This window comes from Isoptericola croceus, assembly GCF_029382255.1.
In the GTDB taxonomy this organism is placed as follows: Bacteria; Actinomycetota; Actinomycetes; order Actinomycetales; family Cellulomonadaceae; genus Isoptericola; species Isoptericola croceus.
Genome location: NZ_JARLLG010000006.1, coordinates 41,765 through 60,638 on the forward strand (window position 1 = coordinate 41,765; position 18,874 = coordinate 60,638).

Annotated in this window: 16 protein-coding genes; 6 read left to right on the top strand and 10 right to left on the bottom strand. The window is 72.8% G+C overall.

The window, feature by feature from the left end; genetic code table 11:
• Window positions 1-80 precede the first annotated feature (80 nt).
• Window positions 81-1,325 (top strand): endonuclease/exonuclease/phosphatase family protein, encoded by a 1,245-nt coding sequence (locus PZC42_RS13650; RefSeq protein ID WP_277212029.1) that lies wholly within the window; start codon window positions 81-83, stop codon window positions 1,323-1,325.
• On the opposite strand, the gene PZC42_RS13655 is transcribed toward PZC42_RS13650, so the two are convergent.
• Window positions 1,271-1,825 carry a GNAT family N-acetyltransferase gene (locus tag PZC42_RS13655; RefSeq protein WP_277212031.1) on the bottom strand — a complete coding sequence of 185 codons (555 nt, stop codon included), beginning with the start codon at window positions 1,823-1,825 and terminating at the stop codon, window positions 1,271-1,273. The two genes, PZC42_RS13650 and PZC42_RS13655, sit on opposite strands and share 55 nt — an antisense overlap.
• An 84-nt stretch (window positions 1,826-1,909) precedes the next feature.
• On the bottom strand, window positions 1,910-2,299 hold the full coding sequence (locus tag PZC42_RS13660; protein WP_277212033.1) for a winged helix-turn-helix transcriptional regulator: 390 nt from the start codon (window positions 2,297-2,299) through the stop codon (window positions 1,910-1,912).
• An 81-nt stretch (window positions 2,300-2,380) separates the two neighbouring features.
• Here PZC42_RS13660 and PZC42_RS13665 point away from each other — a divergent pair, with 81 nt between their 5' ends.
• Complete coding sequence (locus PZC42_RS13665; protein ID WP_277212034.1) at window positions 2,381-2,791, top strand: RidA family protein; 411 nt, start codon at window positions 2,381-2,383, stop codon at window positions 2,789-2,791.
• Between the two features lie 86 nt (window positions 2,792-2,877).
• Here PZC42_RS13665 and PZC42_RS13670 read toward each other — a convergent pair whose 3' ends face one another.
• The 3 genes from PZC42_RS13670 to PZC42_RS13680 are packed head-to-tail and all read right to left on the bottom strand — an operon-like array spanning window position 2,878 to window position 7,801.
• Window positions 2,878-3,978, bottom strand: coding sequence for an NAD-dependent epimerase/dehydratase family protein (locus tag PZC42_RS13670; RefSeq protein ID WP_277212036.1), 1,101 nt, complete (start codon window positions 3,976-3,978; stop codon window positions 2,878-2,880).
• The gene (locus PZC42_RS13675) at window positions 3,975-6,785 is read right to left on the bottom strand and encodes an alpha/beta fold hydrolase (protein WP_277212039.1); all 2,811 of its coding nucleotides are present in this window, start codon (window positions 6,783-6,785) and stop codon (window positions 3,975-3,977) included. The genes PZC42_RS13670 and PZC42_RS13675 overlap by 4 nt, the downstream gene beginning before the upstream one ends.
• Window positions 6,779-7,801: a 3-oxoacyl-ACP synthase III gene (locus PZC42_RS13680; protein ID WP_277212041.1), complete on the bottom strand. Its 1,023-nt coding sequence runs from the start codon at window positions 7,799-7,801 to the stop codon at window positions 6,779-6,781. Before PZC42_RS13680 ends, PZC42_RS13675 begins: the two co-directional genes overlap by 7 nt.
• A gap of 211 nt (window positions 7,802-8,012) precedes the next feature.
• Here PZC42_RS13680 and PZC42_RS13685 point away from each other — a divergent pair, with 211 nt between their 5' ends.
• On the top strand, window positions 8,013-9,218 hold the full coding sequence (locus PZC42_RS13685; RefSeq protein ID WP_277212281.1) for a threonine aldolase family protein: 1,206 nt from the start codon (window positions 8,013-8,015) through the stop codon (window positions 9,216-9,218).
• 58 nt (window positions 9,219-9,276) lie between these two features.
• Here the strand turns inward: PZC42_RS13685 and PZC42_RS13690 are convergent, their stop codons facing one another.
• Window positions 9,277-10,227: a hypothetical protein gene (locus PZC42_RS13690; RefSeq protein WP_277212044.1), complete on the bottom strand. Its 951-nt coding sequence runs from the start codon at window positions 10,225-10,227 to the stop codon at window positions 9,277-9,279.
• Window positions 10,228-10,475: 248 nt separating this feature from the next.
• Between PZC42_RS13690 and PZC42_RS13695 the strand changes: the two genes are divergently transcribed.
• Both PZC42_RS13695 and PZC42_RS13700 read left to right on the top strand, forming a co-directional pair.
• Window positions 10,476-10,925, top strand: a complete 450-nt coding sequence (locus PZC42_RS13695; protein ID WP_277212046.1) for an SRPBCC family protein — start codon at window positions 10,476-10,478, stop codon at window positions 10,923-10,925.
• A complete protein-coding gene (locus PZC42_RS13700) occupies window positions 10,922-12,142 on the top strand; it encodes a glycoside hydrolase family 3 N-terminal domain-containing protein (protein WP_277212048.1) in 1,221 nt (406 codons plus the stop codon). Before PZC42_RS13695 ends, PZC42_RS13700 begins: the two co-directional genes overlap by 4 nt.
• Before the next feature lie 124 nt (window positions 12,143-12,266).
• Here PZC42_RS13700 and PZC42_RS13705 read toward each other — a convergent pair whose 3' ends face one another.
• The 4 genes from PZC42_RS13705 to PZC42_RS13720 form a co-directional block, all read right to left on the bottom strand.
• Window positions 12,267-13,001: a hypothetical protein gene (locus PZC42_RS13705; protein WP_277212050.1), complete on the bottom strand. Its 735-nt coding sequence runs from the start codon at window positions 12,999-13,001 to the stop codon at window positions 12,267-12,269.
• A gap of 262 nt (window positions 13,002-13,263) precedes the next feature.
• Window positions 13,264-13,545: a hypothetical protein gene (locus PZC42_RS13710; protein ID WP_277212052.1), complete on the bottom strand. Its 282-nt coding sequence runs from the start codon at window positions 13,543-13,545 to the stop codon at window positions 13,264-13,266.
• Complete coding sequence (locus tag PZC42_RS13715; protein ID WP_277212282.1) at window positions 13,542-14,813, bottom strand: inorganic phosphate transporter; 1,272 nt, start codon at window positions 14,811-14,813, stop codon at window positions 13,542-13,544. Before PZC42_RS13715 ends, PZC42_RS13710 begins: the two co-directional genes overlap by 4 nt.
• Before the next feature lie 94 nt (window positions 14,814-14,907).
• Window positions 14,908-17,121, bottom strand: a complete 2,214-nt coding sequence (locus PZC42_RS13720; RefSeq protein ID WP_438802956.1) for a S9 family peptidase — start codon at window positions 17,119-17,121, stop codon at window positions 14,908-14,910.
• 321 nt (window positions 17,122-17,442) lie between these two features.
• On the opposite strand from PZC42_RS13720, the gene PZC42_RS13725 reads away from it, so the two are divergent.
• Window positions 17,443-18,870: a branched-chain amino acid ABC transporter permease gene (locus tag PZC42_RS13725; protein WP_277212054.1), complete on the top strand. Its 1,428-nt coding sequence runs from the start codon at window positions 17,443-17,445 to the stop codon at window positions 18,868-18,870.
• Window positions 18,871-18,874 lie beyond the last annotated feature (4 nt).

An 18,874-nucleotide genomic window follows, 5' to 3' on the forward strand; every position in this document is an offset into this window, starting at 1 on the left:
CGCCGCCACGACGAGCACCGGTCATGAGACCGACACCGCGCCGTCGTCCCGATGTCACCACCGCCGTCTAGCGTGACGCCATGACGCTGCGACGCCGCACCACCCTGTCCGCCACCACAGCGCTGACCGTGGCCCTGTCGGCGGCGCTCACCCCGGCCGCCGTCGGCCACCAGAACCACAGCCCCAGCCACGGCAAGGACCAGACCCTCCGCGTCGCGACCTACAACCTGTCGCTCAACCGCGCCACCGAGGGCGAGCTGCAGGCCGACCTCTCCACCGGCGACGACGCCCAGGCGGCCACGGTCGCGGAAGTCATCCAGCGCGCGAACCCGGACATCGTGCTGCTCAACGAGTTCGACTTCGACGCCGCGGGCACCGCCGTCGACCTCTTCCGCGAGAACTACCTGGAGGTGCCGCAGGGCGGCGCCGAGCCGGTCGCCTACCCGTACGCCTTCTCCGCGCCGTCGAACACCGGGATCCCGAGCGGCTTCGACCTCAACAACGACGGCGTGGTCGGCGGCGGGGACGACGCCTTCGGCTTCGGCGCGTTCCCCGGCCAGTACGGCATGGTCGCGCTGTCCAAGTACCCCATCGTCACCGACGGCGTCCGCACCTTCCAGCACTTCCTGTGGAAGGACATGCCCGGCGCGCTCCTGCCGGACGACCCGGCCACACCCGAGCCTGCCGACTGGTTCAGCGACGAGGAGCTCGAGGTGGTGCGCCTGTCGAGCAAGTCGCACTGGGACGTGCCCATCCAGGTCGGGCGCAAGACGGTGCACGTCCTCGCCTCGCACCCCACGCCGCCCACCTTCGACGGCCCCGAGGACCGCAACGGGCGCCGCAACCACGACGAGATCCGCTTCTGGGCCGACTACGTCACCCCCGGCAAGGCGTCGCGCTACATCTACGACGACGACGGCGGCCGCGGCGGTCTGCGCGGCGGCGACCGCTTCGTGATCCTCGGCGACCAGAACGCCGACCCGCACGACGGCGACTCCTACGACGGCGCGATCGACCAGCTCCTGCAACACCCGCGGATCACGGACCCGCTGCCGGCGTCGGCCGGTGCGGTCGAGGCCGCCGCGCTCCAGGGCGGCGCCAACGACGCCCACACCGGGGACCCGGCGTACGACACCGCGGACTTCGCCGACACCGCGCCCGGCAACCTGCGCGTCGACTACGTGCTGCCCTCCAAGCACGGTCTGCGTGTGCGCGACGCGGGAGTGTTCTGGCCGACGCAGGACGACCCGCTGTCGGCCCTGACCGGCACCTACCCGTTCCCGAGCAGCGACCACCGGCTCGTCTGGGTCGACCTCTCGGTCTGAGAAGCGTCGATCCAGTACCGCCGCTTGGGCGACTCCCCCTCGACCGGACGGACGTCCTCCAGCACGCCGCCGCACGCCTCGATGACGGCGGCGGACCCGACGTTGTCGTCGTCGCAGGTCACCAGCACGCGCTCCACGCCGGCCTCGGCGAGCCGCTCGACGGACTGCCGGAGCATCTCGGTCGCGTAGCCCCGGCGCCGGTGCGCGGGCGCCACCCCATACCCGACGTGCCCGCCGACCTCCCGCAGGAAGTCGTTGAGCGCGTACCGGATGGAGACGCGCCCCACCGGCACGCCGTCGACCTCGGCGACGAGGAAGTCGGCGCGCACCCGCCCCGGCGGCAGGTCCGTGCCGGCAGACTCACGGCGGGCCTGCTCGAGGACCTCGTCCCAGGTGCCGTCGGCGTGCAGGAACGTGAAGCCGTCGGCCTCGAGCTCGGTGTGCAGGCGGCGCAGCACCGTCTCGTCGTCGGGGAGCGGAGGGCGGAGCGTCAGCGACATGCCGGGATCATGCCCACCGGAGACCCGACGGCGCACGTCCTTTCCGCAGGGCCGCGCCACGGAGACGTTCCGACCGGACCGCCCTCAGGTTCCAGAGCCCTCGGTCGCGTCGTCGAACTCCCGGCGTGCGCGGTCGATGCGGGACTGGTGGGTGGTCACCCAGGCCAGGACGACGTCGACCGGTTCCCGCAGCGTCTTGCCCAGCGGGCTGATCCGGTACTCGACGGCCACGGGCCGGTCCGCGATGACGCGCCGCTCCACGATCCCGTTCCGTTCCAGCCGTCGCAGTGTCGCGGTGAGCGACTTCTGGGTCACGCCCGGGATCGCCCGTCGCAGCGCGTTGAACCGGCACGGCTGCTCGCACAGCTGGTCGAGGATGCTGACGGACCACTTGTCGAGCACCTGGTCGAGCACGTCGCGGTGCGAGGGGTCGATGCGCAGCGTGCCGTGCGGGGCAGCGGTGGTGTCGTCCACGAAACCTGGTCTCCTTGAAGTGTCTTCCGTCTACCAGGTATCCAAGGTATACCTTGCTCGCCCGACTCCCAGGAGACCCCGATGACCGTCCGCCTCATGACCCCCGACGGCATGCTGCAGCACACGCCGTACGCCCACGTCGCCGTCGGGACCGGAACCCGGCACGTCCACGTCAGCGGGCAGATCGCCCGGCAGGCCGACGGCACCCCGCTCGCCCCGGGAGACCTCGCGGGCCAGGTCGCGCACGCGCTGCGCAGCACGGCGCGCGGGCTCGCCGGAGCCGGCGCGACGTTCGACGACGTGCTGCGGCTCACCTTCTACGTCACCGCCTGGACCCCGGAGAAGATCGACGTCTTCATGGCCGGCGTCGAGTCGGTCGCCGAGGAGATCGGCCTGCGCCTGCCCATGCCGCCCGCCTCGCTCATCGGCGTGGACGTGCTCTTCGCCCCTGACGTCCTCGTCGAGGTGGAGGCCACCGCGATCCTCGACTGACGCCGCTGCCGGACACGGGCAGCCGGTTCCCCGCTCGCCCGCCGTCGGCGCAGCACGCCACGGTCCGGTGAGCACCACGGGCGATCTCAGCCCACCGTCCCGCCGTAGTGGGCAGCCAGCCGCCGCATCCCCTCGTCGATGCTCACCGCCGGCCTCCAGCCGAGCTCCGCGCGGACGGCCCGCTGATCGAACCAGTGCGCGGTGGAGAGCTGCTCGGCGAGGAACCGCGTCATCGGCGGCTCGTCCGTGCCGGGCCGCACCCGCCACAGCGCCTCGATCAGCCCACCGGCCGTCCGCGCCAGCCCTACCGGCACGCGCCACCGCGGCGGCTCGACGCCACCTGCCCGGCAGATGCCGGCGAGCAGGTCGGCCACCGGGCGCGGTTCGCCGTTGGTGAGCACGTACGCCCGCCCCCGCACGATCTCGGGGCGATCGAGCAACCGGTCGAGCGCGGCCACGATCCCCGCGGCCGCATTGTCCAGGTACGTGGTGTCGATGAGTGTCGCCCCGTGACCCAGCAACGGAAGACGCCCGGACGATGCTCGATCGATGACCCGCTCGACGAGCTGGGTGTCCCCCGGCCCCCACACGATGTGCGGCCGGACCGCGACGACGCTGAAGTCGGCGGCGGCGTCCGGGGTGCCGCCGTCGTCCCCTGGTTGCGAGCGTCTCTGTTCGTCAGGATTCAGGCCGGGATTCCTGACGGACAGAGACGCTCGTGCCGCGCCGGCGGCGCCCCGGTCCCGGGACAGCGCCAGCAGCTCCGAGGCCGCCTTGGTCCGCGCGTACTCGCCGCGCGCCCTGGCCGGGTCGGCCGGTTCGGCACTGACCCCCACCAGCGACGACCCGGCGTGCGCCACCGACGGCGAGGACACCTGCACAAACCGCTGCACGCCCGCCCGCTCGGCGGCGTCCAGCAGCAGCCGCGTGCCGTCGACGTTGACGTGCGCGAACTCCGCCGGGTCACCCGCGAGCGACACCTTCGCCGCGAGGTGCACGACGGCGTCGACGCCGTCCGCGGCCCGCGCGACGGTCGCGGCGTCGGTCACCGAACCGGCGACGTCCTCGGCCCCGAGCACGCCGGACGGGCTGCGCTGCAGGGTGCGCACCTGCTCACCTCGCCCCACGAGGATCCGCGCCACCGCACCGCCGAGCAGCCCGGACGCGCCCGTCACCAGCACGGTCATGGCGCGCCCACCCGGCCACCGGCCAGCACGCCGTCGGCCCACCGGGCGAGCCGCACCCGGTCGATCTTGGAGTTGTGTCGCACGTCCGTGGGCATCTGCGGCACCACGAGCACTGCCGCGAGCGCCACCGACGACGACGCCCGGACGGCCGCGTCGAGCTCCTGCGGCGCGAGGCCCGCCCGCCGAGCCGGCCGATCCGAACTGGCCACCAGCTCCACCACCGCGACCGCCTGCTGCACCCCGGCCGGCCCGACGCCGACCACCGCGGCACGCCGCACCTCGGCCACCCGCTCGATCGACTGCTCCGGGCCCACCGGCGCCAGCGGCCCGTCGGGCGTGGTCAGCACGTGCGCGAGCCGCCCCTCGATCCACAACCGGCCGGCTGCGTCGAGGTGCCCGACGTCCCCCGTGCGGTGCCAGTGCCCCGGTGGCGTGTCCCGCTCGGCCGCGACGTCGGTGAGCCACAGGCGGTCGTAACGCTCCTTGAGGTGCGGCGCGCGCACCAGCACCTCACCCAGCACGCCGTGCACCTCCGGGGCCGACGACGGCGCCCCGGCCGCTGCGCCGTCGTCGTCGAGTGCGCTGATGGCCACCCCACCGGCGGCATCGTCGGCGATGGGCCGGCCGACGCACACGCCGTCGTCGGGCGCGGAGGCAGCGTCCCGGATGCCGTCCAGCGTGATGTCGGTGACCAGGAGGCACTCCGTCATCCCGTACGGGGTGTGCGCGCGGGCGTTCGGCATGAGCGACTGCGCCGAGCCGAGCAGGTCGGCGCTGATCGGCGCCCCGGTGGACAGGAACGTCTCGACCCGCTCCAGCGCCGCCCGGTCGGCGGCCTCCAGCGACCCGGCCGTGTCGACGACGTTGAGGATCGCCGCCGGCGAGAGGAACACCATGCGTGCGTCCGAGGCCCGTACGGCGTCGGCCACCGCTCGCGCGGTCAGTGTGCGGGGCGCGGACACGTCCATGTCCGGTGTGACCGACCGCGTCCCCAGCGCCGGCCCGAGCAGCGCGAAGGGCGCGAACCCCGTGACCAGGCCTGTCTCGGGACCGACCCCGAAGTGCCCGGCCAGCGCATCACGCAGCGCCGAGAGCCGGGCGTGCGTGTAGACGACGCCCTTGGCCGGACCGGTCGAGCCGGAGGTGAACAGCACGGCCGCCTCGTCCTCGGGCCCTGGCTCGGGCGGCAGCTCGTGGCCCTCGCCCGCACGGGCGACGTCGAACAGCTCGTGGTCCACGCCGAGCGCCCGGCGCCGGACAGCACCGAGCGGCTCCGCCGCGATCCGCACGCCGGGCCAGCCCATCGCCCGCGCGGCCGCGAGCGCCCTCGTCTGCCCGATGAGGTACTGCGGCCAGGCGCCTCGCTGGGCGCGGGTCAGCCCGCGGACACCGAGGCCGGCGTCGGCCACCACCACGACCGCGCCGATCCGCAGGCACGCGTAGACCAGTGCGGTGAGGGTCGGCCCGGGCTGGACCAGGAGCGACACCCGGTCGCCCCGGCGTACGCCGATCGAGTGCAGGCCGGCGGCGATCCGCCGCACCTGCCGGTCCAGCGCCTGCCAGCTCACCGTCGCCGGGCCGGCACCGGTCATGTCGAGCACGGCGGGCGCCTCGCGGGTCGCGTCGTCGTCGGCACGGGCATCCAGCGCCGCCCAGATCGGCCGGAACGGAGGACCGCCCGAGGCGGCTCGGTCGGGCGCCACTGCGGTGCGGTCGGACGACTCGCGCGCGGACGTCACACCCGAAGTGGAGGGCCCCCCCGGGCCCGTGAACGCGTCCGCGCGCGAGTCGTCGTCCGACCGCACCGACCCCAACCAGTCCAGCACCGGCGCCGCGTAGTCGACGTCCTCGGCGACCAGGTGGCCGGCCCCCTCGAACCGGTGCACCCGGGCCTGCGGCAGCCGGCTCACGAGGTCGTCGAGGTACCGGTCCGAGAAGATCGGGTCGCGCGGACCCCACAGCAGCAGCGCCGGGACGTCCAGCGCCGCGACGCCGGTGGCGATCCGGTCCAGCTCGGCGCGGCTCCGATGGCCCGCGGTCGCGGGGATGTCCGCGACGAAGCCCTCGATCCCGGTGCGGTCGGCGGCGGTGCGATAGGGCAACCGGTAGGCGTCCGCCACCTCGCGCGGCAGGCGCGGGTGGGCCAGCCCCAGGGTGGTCTCCAGGAACGCCCGCGTGGTGCTGGTGCCCAGGCGGTGCACGGGCGGAGCCAGCGCGAGCCGCAGTGCCGCCGGGATCGGCACTCCCTCGGGCTGGTGCACCGCCGTGTTGAGCAGCACGACCCCGGCGAGCAGGTCCGGGTGGTCCACGGCCCAGCCCAGGGACACCACGCCGCCCCAGTCGTGCCCGAGCGTGACCACCGGTCCGTCGAGGCCGAGCTCGTCGGTGAACGTGATCAAGGTCGCCACCCGCTCCGGCAACGACCGCTGCCGCCCGCTGCGCGCGGACAACCCCATCTCCAGCTGGTCGACGGCGACCACACGCCACGCGTCCGGCACACCGCCGGGCCGCTCACCCGTCGCCGCGGCCTCGTCGACCGCTCGCTCGGTGGCCAGCGACACCAGGTCGCGCCACAGGTACGACCACGTCGGGTTGCCGTGCACGGCCAGCACCGTGCCGACCGGCTCGATACCGCGTGCGGCCAGCTCCGGCCCGTTGTCCAGGTAGTGCCACTCGGCGGCGCCCACCGGCCGCGCGACGCCAGCCGGCACCGGCGCCCCGCCGTCGGGCACGCGCAGCACGTGGCTGAAACGGGGATCGAGACCGGGCAGGCCCGGCGGGACGCTGCCGGCGCCCGACGTCACCACGCAAGCTCCATCATCGCCGTGTTGATGCCCGAGCCGACGCCCATGAGCAGCACCCGGTCCCCTGAGCGCAGGGACTCCTGCTCCTGGACGAGCGTGATCGGGACCGACGCCGGTCCCACGTTCCCCAGGTGGCCGAACGTGGTCGGCACCGCGGAGGTGTCGAGCCCCACGGCCTCCACGATCGCGTTCGTGTGCACGCGAGAGACCTGATGGGTGATGTAGCGGTCCATCGCGCCCCAGCTCCAGTCCGCCGTCGCGTCCTTCCACGCGTCGACCACCAGCTCGAGGCCGCCCTCGAGCAGCCCCTGGGCGTCGGTGAACATACCCTCGGTGCTGCCCACGCACAGCAGGTGGTGCTGGGTCGCGGCCCGGGTGACGCCCCCCAGCACACGGTGCCCCTTCGGGTGCTCGTCAGCCCGGCCCAGGACCGCGGCGGCGGAGCCCGAGCCGAGGGTCAGCGACGCGAACTCGGCCATGAAGTCCTCGCGCCCGACGTCGTCGCGCAGCAACCGTTCGACGGTGACGTCCTGGATGTCGTCGGCGTCCTCGCCCGCGACCACCACCGCGTACCGCACCTGCCCGGACTCGATCATCCCGGCCGCGATGCTCATGCCGTTGATGAACCCGAGGCACGCGTTGGCCACGTCGAAGTTCACCGCCGAGCTCGGCAGCCCCAGCCCGTGGTGCAGCCCGACGGCCACCGACGGCTCCAGGTGCTTGCGCGTCACCGACGTGTTGATGAGCACGCCGACGTCGTCCGGCTCCACGCCCGCCCGGTGCAGCGCCTCGGTGCCGGCCGCCACGGTCGCGGCGTTCGCGTCCTCGCCCGGCCCCCAGTTCCGCCGCGAGACCACCCCTGCGACCCGCTCGAGCAGGCTCGCGGGGAGCTTCAGCCGGGTCAGGGCGGGTGCCAGACGCTCCTGGACGTGGGCCGAGGTCGTGACCCGCGACGGCAGCCGGCTCGTCGCGGACAGCAGCGCGACGTTGGCGAACCTGGTGGTGGCGTTTCCAGTCACTCGAGCTCCAGACATCCGGCCACTCGAGGTGCCGGAACGACGACGAATCACCGGGCCCCCGGGCAGGGTCCGGCGCGGCGGGCGTGTCGACACCCGTCCTCGAGGTTATGACGCTCGGGCTGTGCTTGCCGTTCCGGCCACGGTGTGGGTCTCGACACGTCGCCGGACGGCCGGACGGCCGAGGCCCGCCCGCACCTACCCTGAGCAGGTGATGAGCCTCCCCCCGTTCGCCTCCGACAACTACGCCGGCACCCACCCCGAGGTGCTCGCCGCGATGGCCGCCGCCAACGACGGGTTCGCCGTCTCCTACGGGGACGACCCGTGGACCGCCCGCCTCGACGCCCGCGTCGCCGAGGTGTTCGGCCCCGGCGCGCTCGCGTTCCCCCTCATCAACGGCACGGGTGCCAACGTCGTCTCCCTCATGGCGTTGTCCGAGCGCTGGGGCGGCGTGGTGACCTCCGACGTCGCGCACGTGAACACCGACGAGAACGGTGCGCCCGAGCGGGTCGGCGGGCTCAAGATGCTCCCCTGCCCCTCGGTCGACGGACGGATCGAACCGTTCCACGTGGAACGCTGGGCCGGGCAGCGTCACGACGTGCACCGCGCCCACCCCGGTGTGCTGTCGTTGACGCAGTCCACCGAGCTCGGGACCGTCTACCCGGTCGAGGCGCTGCGGGCCCTGGTGGACACCGCGCACGGGCTGGGGATGGCCGTGCACGTCGACGGCTCCCGGCTCGCCAACGCCGCCGCCGCGCTCGACTGCTCCCTGCGAGCGCTGACCACCGACGTCGGCGTCGACGTCGTCTCGCTCGGCGCGGCCAAGATCGGCGGCATGATCGGCGAGGCGGTCGTGGTGCTCGGCCCGGACGACGCGCCCACGGTGCCCGGTTCCGGGTACGACGGCGGCGCCTTGCGCGAGCGTGCGGCCGCTGCGGTCCCGTACCTGCGCAAGTCGACGATGCAGCTCGCGTCCAAGGCGCGGTTCGTCTCCGCCCAGCTCCTCGCACTGCTCGGGGAGCCCGGTGCACCCGTGGGCGCCGGGGCGGCCGCCCCGGGTGCCGTCGTCGAACCGCTGTGGTGGCGCAACGCCGGGCACGCCAACGCGATGGCCGCCCAGCTGAGGGACGGTCTGGAGGCGGCGGGCGTGCTCGATCCCGGGCCCACCGGGACGTCGACGACCGAGGCGGGTGACGCCGTCGGCGGCGTGCGCATCACCCGGCCTGTCGAGGCGAACGCCGTGTTCGCGACCCTGCCGAGGGCGGCAGCCGACCGCGTGCGCGAGCAGGCGCGGTTCTACGACTGGGCGCCGGGCGAGACCCCGCAACGGGTCGAGGTCCGCTGGATGTGCTCGTGGGACACCCCCGCCGAGGCGATCGATGCGTTCGTAACCGCCGTCGCCGAGGCGATCCAGATCTGATCGTCATTCCGTGTTCTGCGCGGCAGTCCGGACTGCCGCGCAGAACACGGAATGACGATCAGAACGGGGCGTCCGGGAGCGGGAGCAACGGGTTGACCCGGAGCGACCGGCGTACGGACGGCGAGAACGCCCGGAGCAGGCTGGCGGTCGCCGCGGCCGGGTCCGGACCGTCCTTCGCGGTGAACCGCATCGGCCTCACGCCGAGCCGCGCGGTGATGGCGTCCTCGCGCACCTTGTCCTCGAACCGCGCCCGGTCCGCGTCGTAGCCGTCGCCGAACGACCCGTCCACGTACTTGACCCGGCCGTCGAACTCCACCAGCACCCGGTGCTCCGACCAGCCCAGGTCCACCCGGTAGCGCCGGCCGTCCACCTCGACGGGGAACTGTGTCCGGGGGCGCGGCAGGCCCGCCCGCAACGACAGGTAGCGGATCCAGGTCTCCCACGGCGACTCCGCGCCGGCGTCGGCGTTCTCGAGGACCCATCGTGCCCGCGCCGTCCCGTTGCGCCGCCGCGGCCGGGCCAGCATCTCGAGCGCTGCCTGCCGACGCAGGCCGTTGCGCAGGGCCCAGTCGGCGATCACCAGCGCGTCCAGGGGGTGGAGGGTCAGCGCACAGTCGACCACCGTCCGGGTCAACGTCGTCGCCGGCATCCCGTGCAGCTCGACGTGCTCGTCCGGGAGACCGCTCCGCCGCACGATGTCGGCCGCGCCGCGGCTGCTGGGGCGCGACGGCACCAGCACGTTCACCCGCCGCGGGGACCGCCACAGCGGTGCGTCCCACAGGAGGGCCGCGCTCTCGTGGCTGAACACGTGCCGGGCGCGGAGCTGCCGGTGGACGGCACCCAGCCGGTCGACGGCGAGCCGTCGCGTCGCCGCCGGACCGGTCGTCTCCTCGAGGGCCGGGCGGTAGGCGCCCCATCGCACGCGCTCGAGCTCACCGTTCGCCACGGCCCGACGCAGCTGCCGCCGGTCGTGCTCGCGGGCGATGAGCAGGGTGTCGTCGGTCGTCATCGCACCAGGCTGGCGCAGGCGGGTTGCAGCCGGCGTCAACCGGTCAGCCCCTGTGGACAGCCCCAGCCTGTGGAAGCGGATCTGGTCGTCATTCCGTGTTCTTGGCGGCAGTCCGGACTGCCGCCAAGAACACGGAATGACGACCAGTGGCACCGCACCTGATTCGGCCACGCGCCGCGTCGCGCGCTACGGTCGTCAGGACAGGCCGCGACGGGGCGGCCCGCCCGCTCATCAGTCCAGGAGCCACCATGACCAGCGAGCACACCACCGGGTTCACCGCCACCGCCTCGACCCACGTCGCCGAGCCGCCGGAGCGGGTCTGGGCCGAGCTCATGCACCCGGGCGCGCGCTGGGTGCTGGGCGCCAACATCGAGACGGACTTCCAGCCCGGGAGCCCGATCACGTTCGAGGGCCACTTCTTCGGCCGCCAGTTCGCGGACAAGGGCCAGGTCATCGCCGTCGACCGCCCGCACCTGCTGCACTTCACGCACTACTCCCCGCTCGGCGAGGACCCCGACGTCCCGGAGAGCTACCACGAGGTCCGCATCACGCTCGAGGCCGACGACGGCGGCACCCGGGTCACGGTGGTCCAGGGCAACATCGCCACGGCTGAGCACGCCACCAGGTCCGAGCAGCACTGGCGCGAGGCCCTGGCCACGCTCGCGCACCGGGACTCGGCGCCCACCTCGGGCCCGTGACGCACCACCGGACGGCCGTGCTGGTCGCCCTCGCCTGCGTGACCCTCGCAGCGTGCAGCAGCCCGGGGTCGCAGCCGAGTCCCGCGCCCGCCCCGGACCGGACCGCCACGGACAGCGCGGCCGGCCCTTCGCCGTCGGGCACCCCGGACGCGCCTCCCACCCCCGTGCCCGACGGCGGCACCCCGGACCCGCAGGACCCCACGGCCGGTTGGAGCCTCGAGCAGAAGGTGGGCCAGCTCCTCGTCGTGGGGACCCCGGCCGACGCCGCGACCGTGGGCGAGGCGACCCGCACGGCCATCGAGGCGCACCACGTGGGCAACGTCTTCCTGCACGGGCGCAGCGAGGCGGGTGTCGAGGCGACGCGAGCACTGGTTGAGTCGGCGACCAGCCTGGCGCCGCCCGAGGCGCCCCCGATGCTCGTCGCGACCGACCAGGAGGGCGGGTTCGTGCAGGTGCTGCGCGGTCCGGGGTTCTCGGAGCTCCCGCGGGCCACCGAGCAGGCCGAGTGGGAACCGTCCCGGCTGCGGGACGAGGCCACCGCCTGGGGCGCAGAGCTCGCCGACGCCGGGATCAACCTCAACCTGGCGCCCGTGATGGACCTGGTGCCCGCGGACAACCAGTCGGCGAACGCGCCGATCGGCTACTTCTCGCGCAACTACGGCAACAGCGCGCGGACCGTCGTCGACGCCGCGACGGCGTTCTCGGCGGGCATGCAGGCCTCCGGTGTGGAGCCGGTCATCAAGCACTTCCCGGGGCTGGGGTACGTCTCCGAGAACACCGACACCACCGCGGGGGTCACGGACGACACCGTGGCTGCGGGTTCCGAGTCGGTCGAGGTGTTCGCCGAGGGGATCGACGCCGGTGCACGGTTCGTGATGCTCTCCAACGCCGTCTACACGCGGATCGACCCGGACAACCCGGCGACGTTCTCCCCCGCGGTGGTCGACCTGCTGCGCGACGACCTGGCGTTCGACGGGGTCGTCATGACCGACGACGTCTCGGCCGCCGAGGCCGTGGTGGACCTCCCGCCCGCCGAGCGCGCCGTCGAGGCGGTGGACGCCGGAGTGGACCTGGTGCTCGCCTCCGCCGACCCGACGGTGGTCCCGGCGATGACGCAGGCGCTGGTCGCACGGGCCGAGGAGGACCCGGGGTTCGCCGCGACGGTCGACGCCGCCGTCGGACGGGTGCTGGCCGCGAAGGCCGCGCTCGGGGACTAGTCTCCGCGCGGCTGCCGAGCAGCTTCCACGCAGCTCGGCCAGGAGCACGAAGGCCTCCCGGGGCGGGAGCGGCGGTGCGCTCCGGCCCCGGGAGGCTGGTGGTGCCGAGCGGCGGTGTCTGGTCTCAGACGCGCGGGGTCGCCGCGCTCCGGCCGCCGACCGTCGTGCTGGTCTTCGGCACGACGACGCGGTACTTGTAGCGCTTGGCGGAGGAGAACTTGTACGTCGCCTTGCCCTTGCTGTTGAGCTTGACGATCTTCTTGGTCTTCCAGCCGCTGCTCGTCTTGTACTGGATCTTGACCTTCTTGCCCGCGTAGGACTTCCAGCCCGTGGTCGTGTACCGCTTGACGCCGACCTTGACGGTCTTCTTCTTGCCGTCGGCCTGGACCTGGATGACGTTGCCGTACTTCAGCTTGCCGTCGATCGCGGACTTCATCGTGAACGACCCGCCCGAGACGTTCGTGTCCTTGTAGGTCTTCGAGTTGTACACGACGCGGACGTTCTTGATCTGGAACTTGCCACGACCCCACGACGACTTCGCCGGGAGGTAGGTGGACAGGTTCTGGCCACCCGAGTAGGCGTACCCGAGGTCCACCGCGGAGGCGACCTTCTTGCTGCCGCGGTACACGTCCCCGTAGATGTCGGCCCAGCCGTCGAGCGTGCCGACCTTCGCCTTGGTGGTGATCCGGTAGTACTTCGTCTTCTCGTAGATGGCGACGCCGCCGTAGCTGGGCTTGACCGTGACCGACGTGACGTCGATCGGCGAGCCGGTGCTCGCCGCGGCGGGAGCCACCAGGGTGCCGAGCAGGAGCGAGGCCGCGGCCACCGAGGTGGCGGCGAGCCTGAGGATTGAGCGCATGGAGATCCTTCCAGAGGGTCGATTCCGATGTCGGCCCATGACGGACGTCCCCCTGGGCGCGCGGTCTGGCGGCAGGTCGCTGAACCAGCCGGACGTACCTGTTCCACGCGCAGCTCGGGCTACGTCGTCGGCCTGGCTCTTGGCGTGTACGTCATCGGCGAGGCGTGCGACCTGACGCGCAGGATCATAGACGACGACCGCCGTCGACGGCCTGCGATCCCCACGACCCGGCGCGCCGCGGGGGCGCGCCGTGCGGCTGGCCCTAGCTGTGCCCGCCCGCGGCGAGGAAGACGAGGCCCGCGGCGACCGCACCGACGACGGTGCCGAAGCAGAGCAGCGCACCGACGAGTCGCGCCGGCGACGGCCGGGAGATGACCACCGGGCCCCTGGTGTCCCCGGGCGCCTGCGCACCGGGCGCGGGGACCTGAGACGTCCCGGCCACGAGCCGCAGCCCCAGGGCGAACAGGGCGGGGATGCCCGCCCCGACGATGACGCCCGCCACCACCACCTGCCCGAGTGCGTTCCACTCGATGAGCCCGTTCATCGCTGCTCTCCCTTCTCGCTGGCCGTCCCGTCCGGGACGCCCGTCCCGGACGCGGAGATCGCCGGGGACATCGAGGGGGCGAGGCGCTCCTCGACGACCGGACCGACCTGGGGTTCACCGGCCTCGCCGGTGGTGGCCACCGACGCCCGCAGGCGGGAGCCCTTCTCCTCGTCCCACTCCTCGTTGACGTTGCTGTGGTCCACGGGCTGGCGGCGCGACGCGAGCCAGATCGCGAACGACGTCCCGACCAGCAGCGCGAAGACCAGGAACGTGCCCAGGAAGCCGCCGATGACGTGCTGGATCCAGAAGCACACCGCGCCGACGATGCCGGCTGCCGGGAGGGTCAGGCCCCAGGCCGCGAGCATGCGGCCGGCAACCCCCCAGCGCACCTTCGCGCCGGGCATGCCAACACCGGATCCCAGGATCGAGCCGGTGGCGACGTGCGTCGTGGACAGGGAGAAGCCGAAGTGGCTCGAGAGCAGGATCACCGCGGCGGACGACGTCTCGGCAGCCATGCCCTGGCGGCTGTCGATCTCGACGAGCCCCTTGCCCAGGGTGCGGATGATGCGCCAGCCGCCGAGGTAGGTGCCCAGCGCCATGAAGAACGCGCAGGAGAAGATCACCCAGAACGGTACGCCGGAGTCCGCGGGGACGGCGCCCGCCGTGATGAGGGCCAGGAGGATGATGCCCATCGACTTCTGGGCGTCGTTGGTGCCGTGCGCCAGCGAGACCAGCGAGGCGGACCCGACCTGCCCCCAGCGGAACCCGCGGGTGGTCACGTCCTGCGAGACACCGCGGGTCAGGCGGGCCACGAGCCAGGTGCCCAGCGCGGCGACACCGATCGCGATGACGGGCGCCAGCAGGGCGGGCAGGAGCACCTTGGACAGCACGCCGGACCAGATGACGCCGGCAGTGCCGGCGGCCGCCAGGACGGAGCCGATCACTCCGCCGACGAGGGCGTGCGAAGAGCTGGACGGCAGGCCGTACAGCCAGGTGATCAGGTTCCAGACGATGCCGCCCACGAGTCCGGCGAACACCACCTCGAGGCTGATGGCACCGGCGTCCACCAGACCCTTGGCGATCGTCGCGGCGACGGCCAGGGAGAGGAAGGCGCCCGCCATGTTGAGCACGGCGGACAGCAGCACGGCGGCCTTGGGCCGCAGGGCCCGGGTCGCGATGGACGTCGCCATCGCGTTGCCGGTGTCATGGAATCCGTTCGTGAAGTCGAAGGCCAGAGCGGTCACGACGACAAGCACGAGCAGGAGCATCTCGGTCACGGGTCCCATGGTGGGGCCGTCGGTGAACCCCTGGTGTCCATCGCCCGAGAGCGCGGTGAACTGTTCGCCCGTTGTTCACCTTCCGTTAACCTTCGGCGCGGCCCAGCGTCTCCAGGGTCCACGCGTGCTCGAACGCGATCTCCTCCCAGCGGGCGTACCGGCCCGAGACCCCGCCATGGCCGGCCGACATCTCGATCTTGAGCAGGGCGGGAGCCCCGGCGGCCCGCAGCCGCGCCACCCACTTCGCCGGCTCGACGTACAGCACCCGCGTGTCGTGCAACGACGTGACCGCCAGGATCCGCGGGTAGTGCGTGGCGTCGTCGGGCACGTTCTCGTACGGGCTGTACGAGCGCATGTACTCGTACACCTCCGGGTCGGCGAGCGGGTTCCCCCACTCCTCCCACTCCACGACCGTCAGCGGCAGGGACGGGTCGAGGATCGAGGTGAGCGCGTCGACGAACGGCACCCCCGACAGCACCCCCGCGAACATCTCGGGCGCGAGGTTCGTGACCGCACCCATGAGGAGCCCACCCGCGCTGCCGCCGTCGGCCACCATGCGCTCCGGGGAGGTCCACCCGGTGCCGACCAGGTGCCTCGCGCACGCCACGAAGTCCGTGAACGTGTTGCGCTTGTGCTCCAGCCGGCCGCCCTCGTACCAGGCGCGGCCCATCTCGCCGCCGCCCCGCACGTGCGCGACGGCGAACACGACCCCCCGGTCCAGCAGCGACAGCCGGGGCACGCTGAAGTACGGGTCCATGCTGATCTCGTAGGCGCCGTAGCCGTAGAGCAGCAGCGGGGCAGGGTCCGCCCCGGTGCCCGCGGCGTCGAGCGTCACCGCGTCGCGCTTCCAGACGAGCGAGATCGGCACCCGCGTGCCGTCCTCGGCCGTCGCCCACTCGCGGCTCTGGGCGTAGTCCGCCGGGTCGTAGCCGCCGAGGACCTCCTGCCGCTTGCGCACGAAGCGCCCGCCCGTGGCCAGGTCCACGTCGTACACCGTGGCGGGCGTGACGAACGAGGTGCCGTGGACGCGCAGCGCCGGCGTGGCGAACTCCGGGTTGGCCGCCAACAGCGCCGAGTGCAGCGGCTCGTCGAACTCGAGCTCCTGGGCGACCCACGGGGCGTCCGGGACCAGCCCGTCGAGCGCGACGACCGCGACACGTGGCGTCGCGTCCCGGCGCACACCGAGCGCCACGTGCGTGGCGAACGCGTCCACGGACTCCAGCCGCACGTCCGGGTCGTGCGGCACGACGACGGCGGCCGCGGCCGGGTCGGCGGGCCCGGCCCCGGGAGCGGGCACCTCGGCCGTGACCAGCTCGAAGTTCTGCGCCCGGTCGTTGTGCAGGATCAGCAGCGCCGGACCACGTCCGGGCAGGACCGCGGGCTCGACCGTGTACTCGACCCCCTCGCGACGCTCCCACACCACCCGGAACTCGCCCGCGGCGTCGTCCGCCTCCAGGACCCAGGACTCGCTCGTCGTCTTGGACCCCAGCTCGATCTGCAGGAACCGGTCGTCGCGCGACAGCCCGACCCCCACCCAGAAGCGCTCGTCGGGCTCCTCGAGCACCAGGACGTCGTCGCTCGCCGGCCGGCCGACCTCGTGCCGCCAGATCCGGTACGGCCGCCACGCGTCGTCCACGGTGGGGTAGAAGACGAAGCGACCGTCCGGGGTGATGACCGCCCCGGGGAACGTCTGCTCGATGACGTCCGGCAGGTCGTCGCCGGTGGTCAGGTCACGTACGCGCACCGTGTAGCGCTCGTCGCCGGTGGTGTCCACGGCATAGGCCAACCGGCTCCCGTCGCCGGAGACCGCGAAGGAGCCGAGCGAGAAGAAGTCGTGCCCGGCGGCCTCGGCGTTCTGGTCCATCAGGAGCTGCTCACCGGCCGGGATCTCACCCGGGGCGAGCGACGGCGGCGTCCAGTCGTCCGGGGCGGCGACCGGCACGCGGGCGTTCAACGGGTACTGCAAGCCCTCGACGGTGCGCACGTAGTACCAGTGGCCGCCCTGACGGACCGGTACCGAGAGGTCGGACTCGAGCGTGCGGTCCTTGATCTCGGCGAAGACCCGCTCGCGCAACGGCGCCAGGTGAGCGAGCTGCTCCCGGGTCCAGGCGTTCTCGGACTCGAGGTGCGCGATCACCTCCGGGTCCTCCTTGGCGCGCAACCACTCGTAGTCGTCGACGAACGTGTGGCCATGGTGGGTGCGCTCGCTCGGACGGCGCTCCGCCACCGGCGCGGTCGTGCGGGCGAGGTCGTGGGCGGCTGCGGGCTCGGTCTGGGCAAGAGTGACGTCGTCGGGCACCCGACCAGCGTACGGGTCGACAGAACAGTGGGGCTGGCCCTGCGGCTTCCGGGGAGGCCGGCGCAATGGTCACGTCTCTGCAACGGTTTGCACCGCCGACGACGACAAAGCCGCACGTAGACCCGGTCTCTCCCGTTCCTCGTGATGCGTGCGTGACATGGGAGTGTCGTCCACGTCACACCGCGCCGCTACACTTCCCGCACGTTCGTACCGCTCGCCGGTCAATGGGGCCTTCAGCATGCCTACATGATCGACGCCGGTGCACCGCCGTCCCGGACAGACCCGGGGCGGCTGACCATGACCCGACGGAGGACCCGTCCGATGACAGCGGACCGACCCACCATCACGAGCCGATGGAGCCGCCTGCTGGCGGCGCTCGCGCTCGTGCTCCTACCGGCGATATTCGTCGCACCACCAGCGACGGCGAGCATCGACGAGACCCCCTGCGAACCCGACAAAGAGACTGCCTGCATCGCCGTCCTGGTCCTGAACGCGGACAACGACCGCATCAGCGACGTCGTGGTGACCGTGGCCGGAGGAGACTTCAGCGCCGAGCTGACCACCCCGGCCGACGGGCCCGCGACCGTCGCCGCACCGACGGTCGGCCGATACACGGTCACCATCGACCCGGCGACCCTGCCGGCCGACCAGCTGCTCCCCCAGGGAGCGGAGACCGAGCTCACCGTCACCGCCCAGTCGGGTGGCACCGCCCGTGCCGCTTTCCGGGTCGGTCCAGGCGTCGAGGCGCCGTCCACCCCGACCGCCGGGAGCGGGACGACCGGTGACACGCCCGCCGACGGCACCACCGTGGAGGACGGTGAAGGCGTGGGAGCCGCGCCCGAGGGCGACGCCTCCAAGCGTGCCCTCACCTTCGCCCAGGTGTGGCAGCAGATGGGCTCCGGCCTGCGGTTCGGCCTCCTCCTGGCTCTCGCCTCGATCGGCCTGAACCTCGTGTTCGGCACGACCGGGTTGTCGAACTTCGCGCACGGCGAGCAGTTCGCCCTCGGCGCCGCGGTCGGCTTCATCACCATCAACCAGATGGGGATGTCGATCTGGGTCGGAGGACTCCTCACCCTGGCGATCTGCGCCTTCACAGGGCTGGCCCAGGACTCCGCCATCTGGCGTCCGCTGCGCAAACGCAACGTGCCGGTGATGCAGCTGATGATCGTCTCCATCGGACTCTCGATCACGCTGCAGTACGTCATCCAGCTGATGATCGGCGGTGGATCGGAACGCATCCTGTCCCGGAACCCGCAGCCGCTGAAGCTCGCGGGCATCACGCTCAGCACCGCGTCCTGGCTCTCGATGGTCGTGGCGCTGGTGTGCGTCCTCGGGATCGCATGGTTCCTCACCCGGACGCGCATCGGCCGCGCCACGCGTGCCGTGTCCGACAACCCGGCCCTGGCCTCGGCCACCGGCATCGACCCCGACAAGATCATCCGCATCGTCTGGGTCATGGCCACCGGCTTCGCCGCCCTGGCAGGTCTGATGTGGGGCGTGTCCTTCGGGTCGTTCAACTGGCAGCTCGGCGTCCAGCTCCTGCTGCTCATGTTCGCCGCGGTCACGCTCGGCGGGCTCGGCACAGCGCTCGGTGCGTTCGTCGGGTCGCTGCTGATCGGGCAGGTGGTCGAGCTGTCCAACCTCTTCATCCCCAGCGACCTGCGGTACGCCTCGGCGCTGGTGATCCTCATTCTCGTGCTGCTGTTCAGGCCGCAGGGGATTCTCGGCCGCCGCGAGCGGATCGGCTAAGGGA

Coding starts and splice junctions, on each gene's coding strand:
- PZC42_RS13715 (WP_277212282.1), bottom strand. CDS start 14,813: ATGCTCCTGCTCGTGCTTGTCGTCGTGACCGCTCTGGCCTTCGACTTC.
- PZC42_RS13690 (WP_277212044.1), bottom strand. CDS start 10,227: ATGACGACCGACGACACCCTGCTCATCGCCCGCGAGCACGACCGGCGG.
- PZC42_RS13650 (WP_277212029.1), top strand. CDS start 81: ATGACGCTGCGACGCCGCACCACCCTGTCCGCCACCACAGCGCTGACC.
- PZC42_RS13725 (WP_277212054.1), top strand. CDS start 17,443: ATGACAGCGGACCGACCCACCATCACGAGCCGATGGAGCCGCCTGCTG.
- PZC42_RS13670 (WP_277212036.1), bottom strand. CDS start 3,978: ATGACCGTGCTGGTGACGGGCGCGTCCGGGCTGCTCGGCGGTGCGGTG.
- PZC42_RS13685 (WP_277212281.1), top strand. CDS start 8,013: ATGAGCCTCCCCCCGTTCGCCTCCGACAACTACGCCGGCACCCACCCC.
- PZC42_RS13710 (WP_277212052.1), bottom strand. CDS start 13,545: ATGAACGGGCTCATCGAGTGGAACGCACTCGGGCAGGTGGTGGTGGCG.
- PZC42_RS13705 (WP_277212050.1), bottom strand. CDS start 13,001: ATGCGCTCAATCCTCAGGCTCGCCGCCACCTCGGTGGCCGCGGCCTCG.
- PZC42_RS13655 (WP_277212031.1), bottom strand. CDS start 1,825: ATGTCGCTGACGCTCCGCCCTCCGCTCCCCGACGACGAGACGGTGCTG.
- PZC42_RS13665 (WP_277212034.1), top strand. CDS start 2,381: ATGACCGTCCGCCTCATGACCCCCGACGGCATGCTGCAGCACACGCCG.
- PZC42_RS13695 (WP_277212046.1), top strand. CDS start 10,476: ATGACCAGCGAGCACACCACCGGGTTCACCGCCACCGCCTCGACCCAC.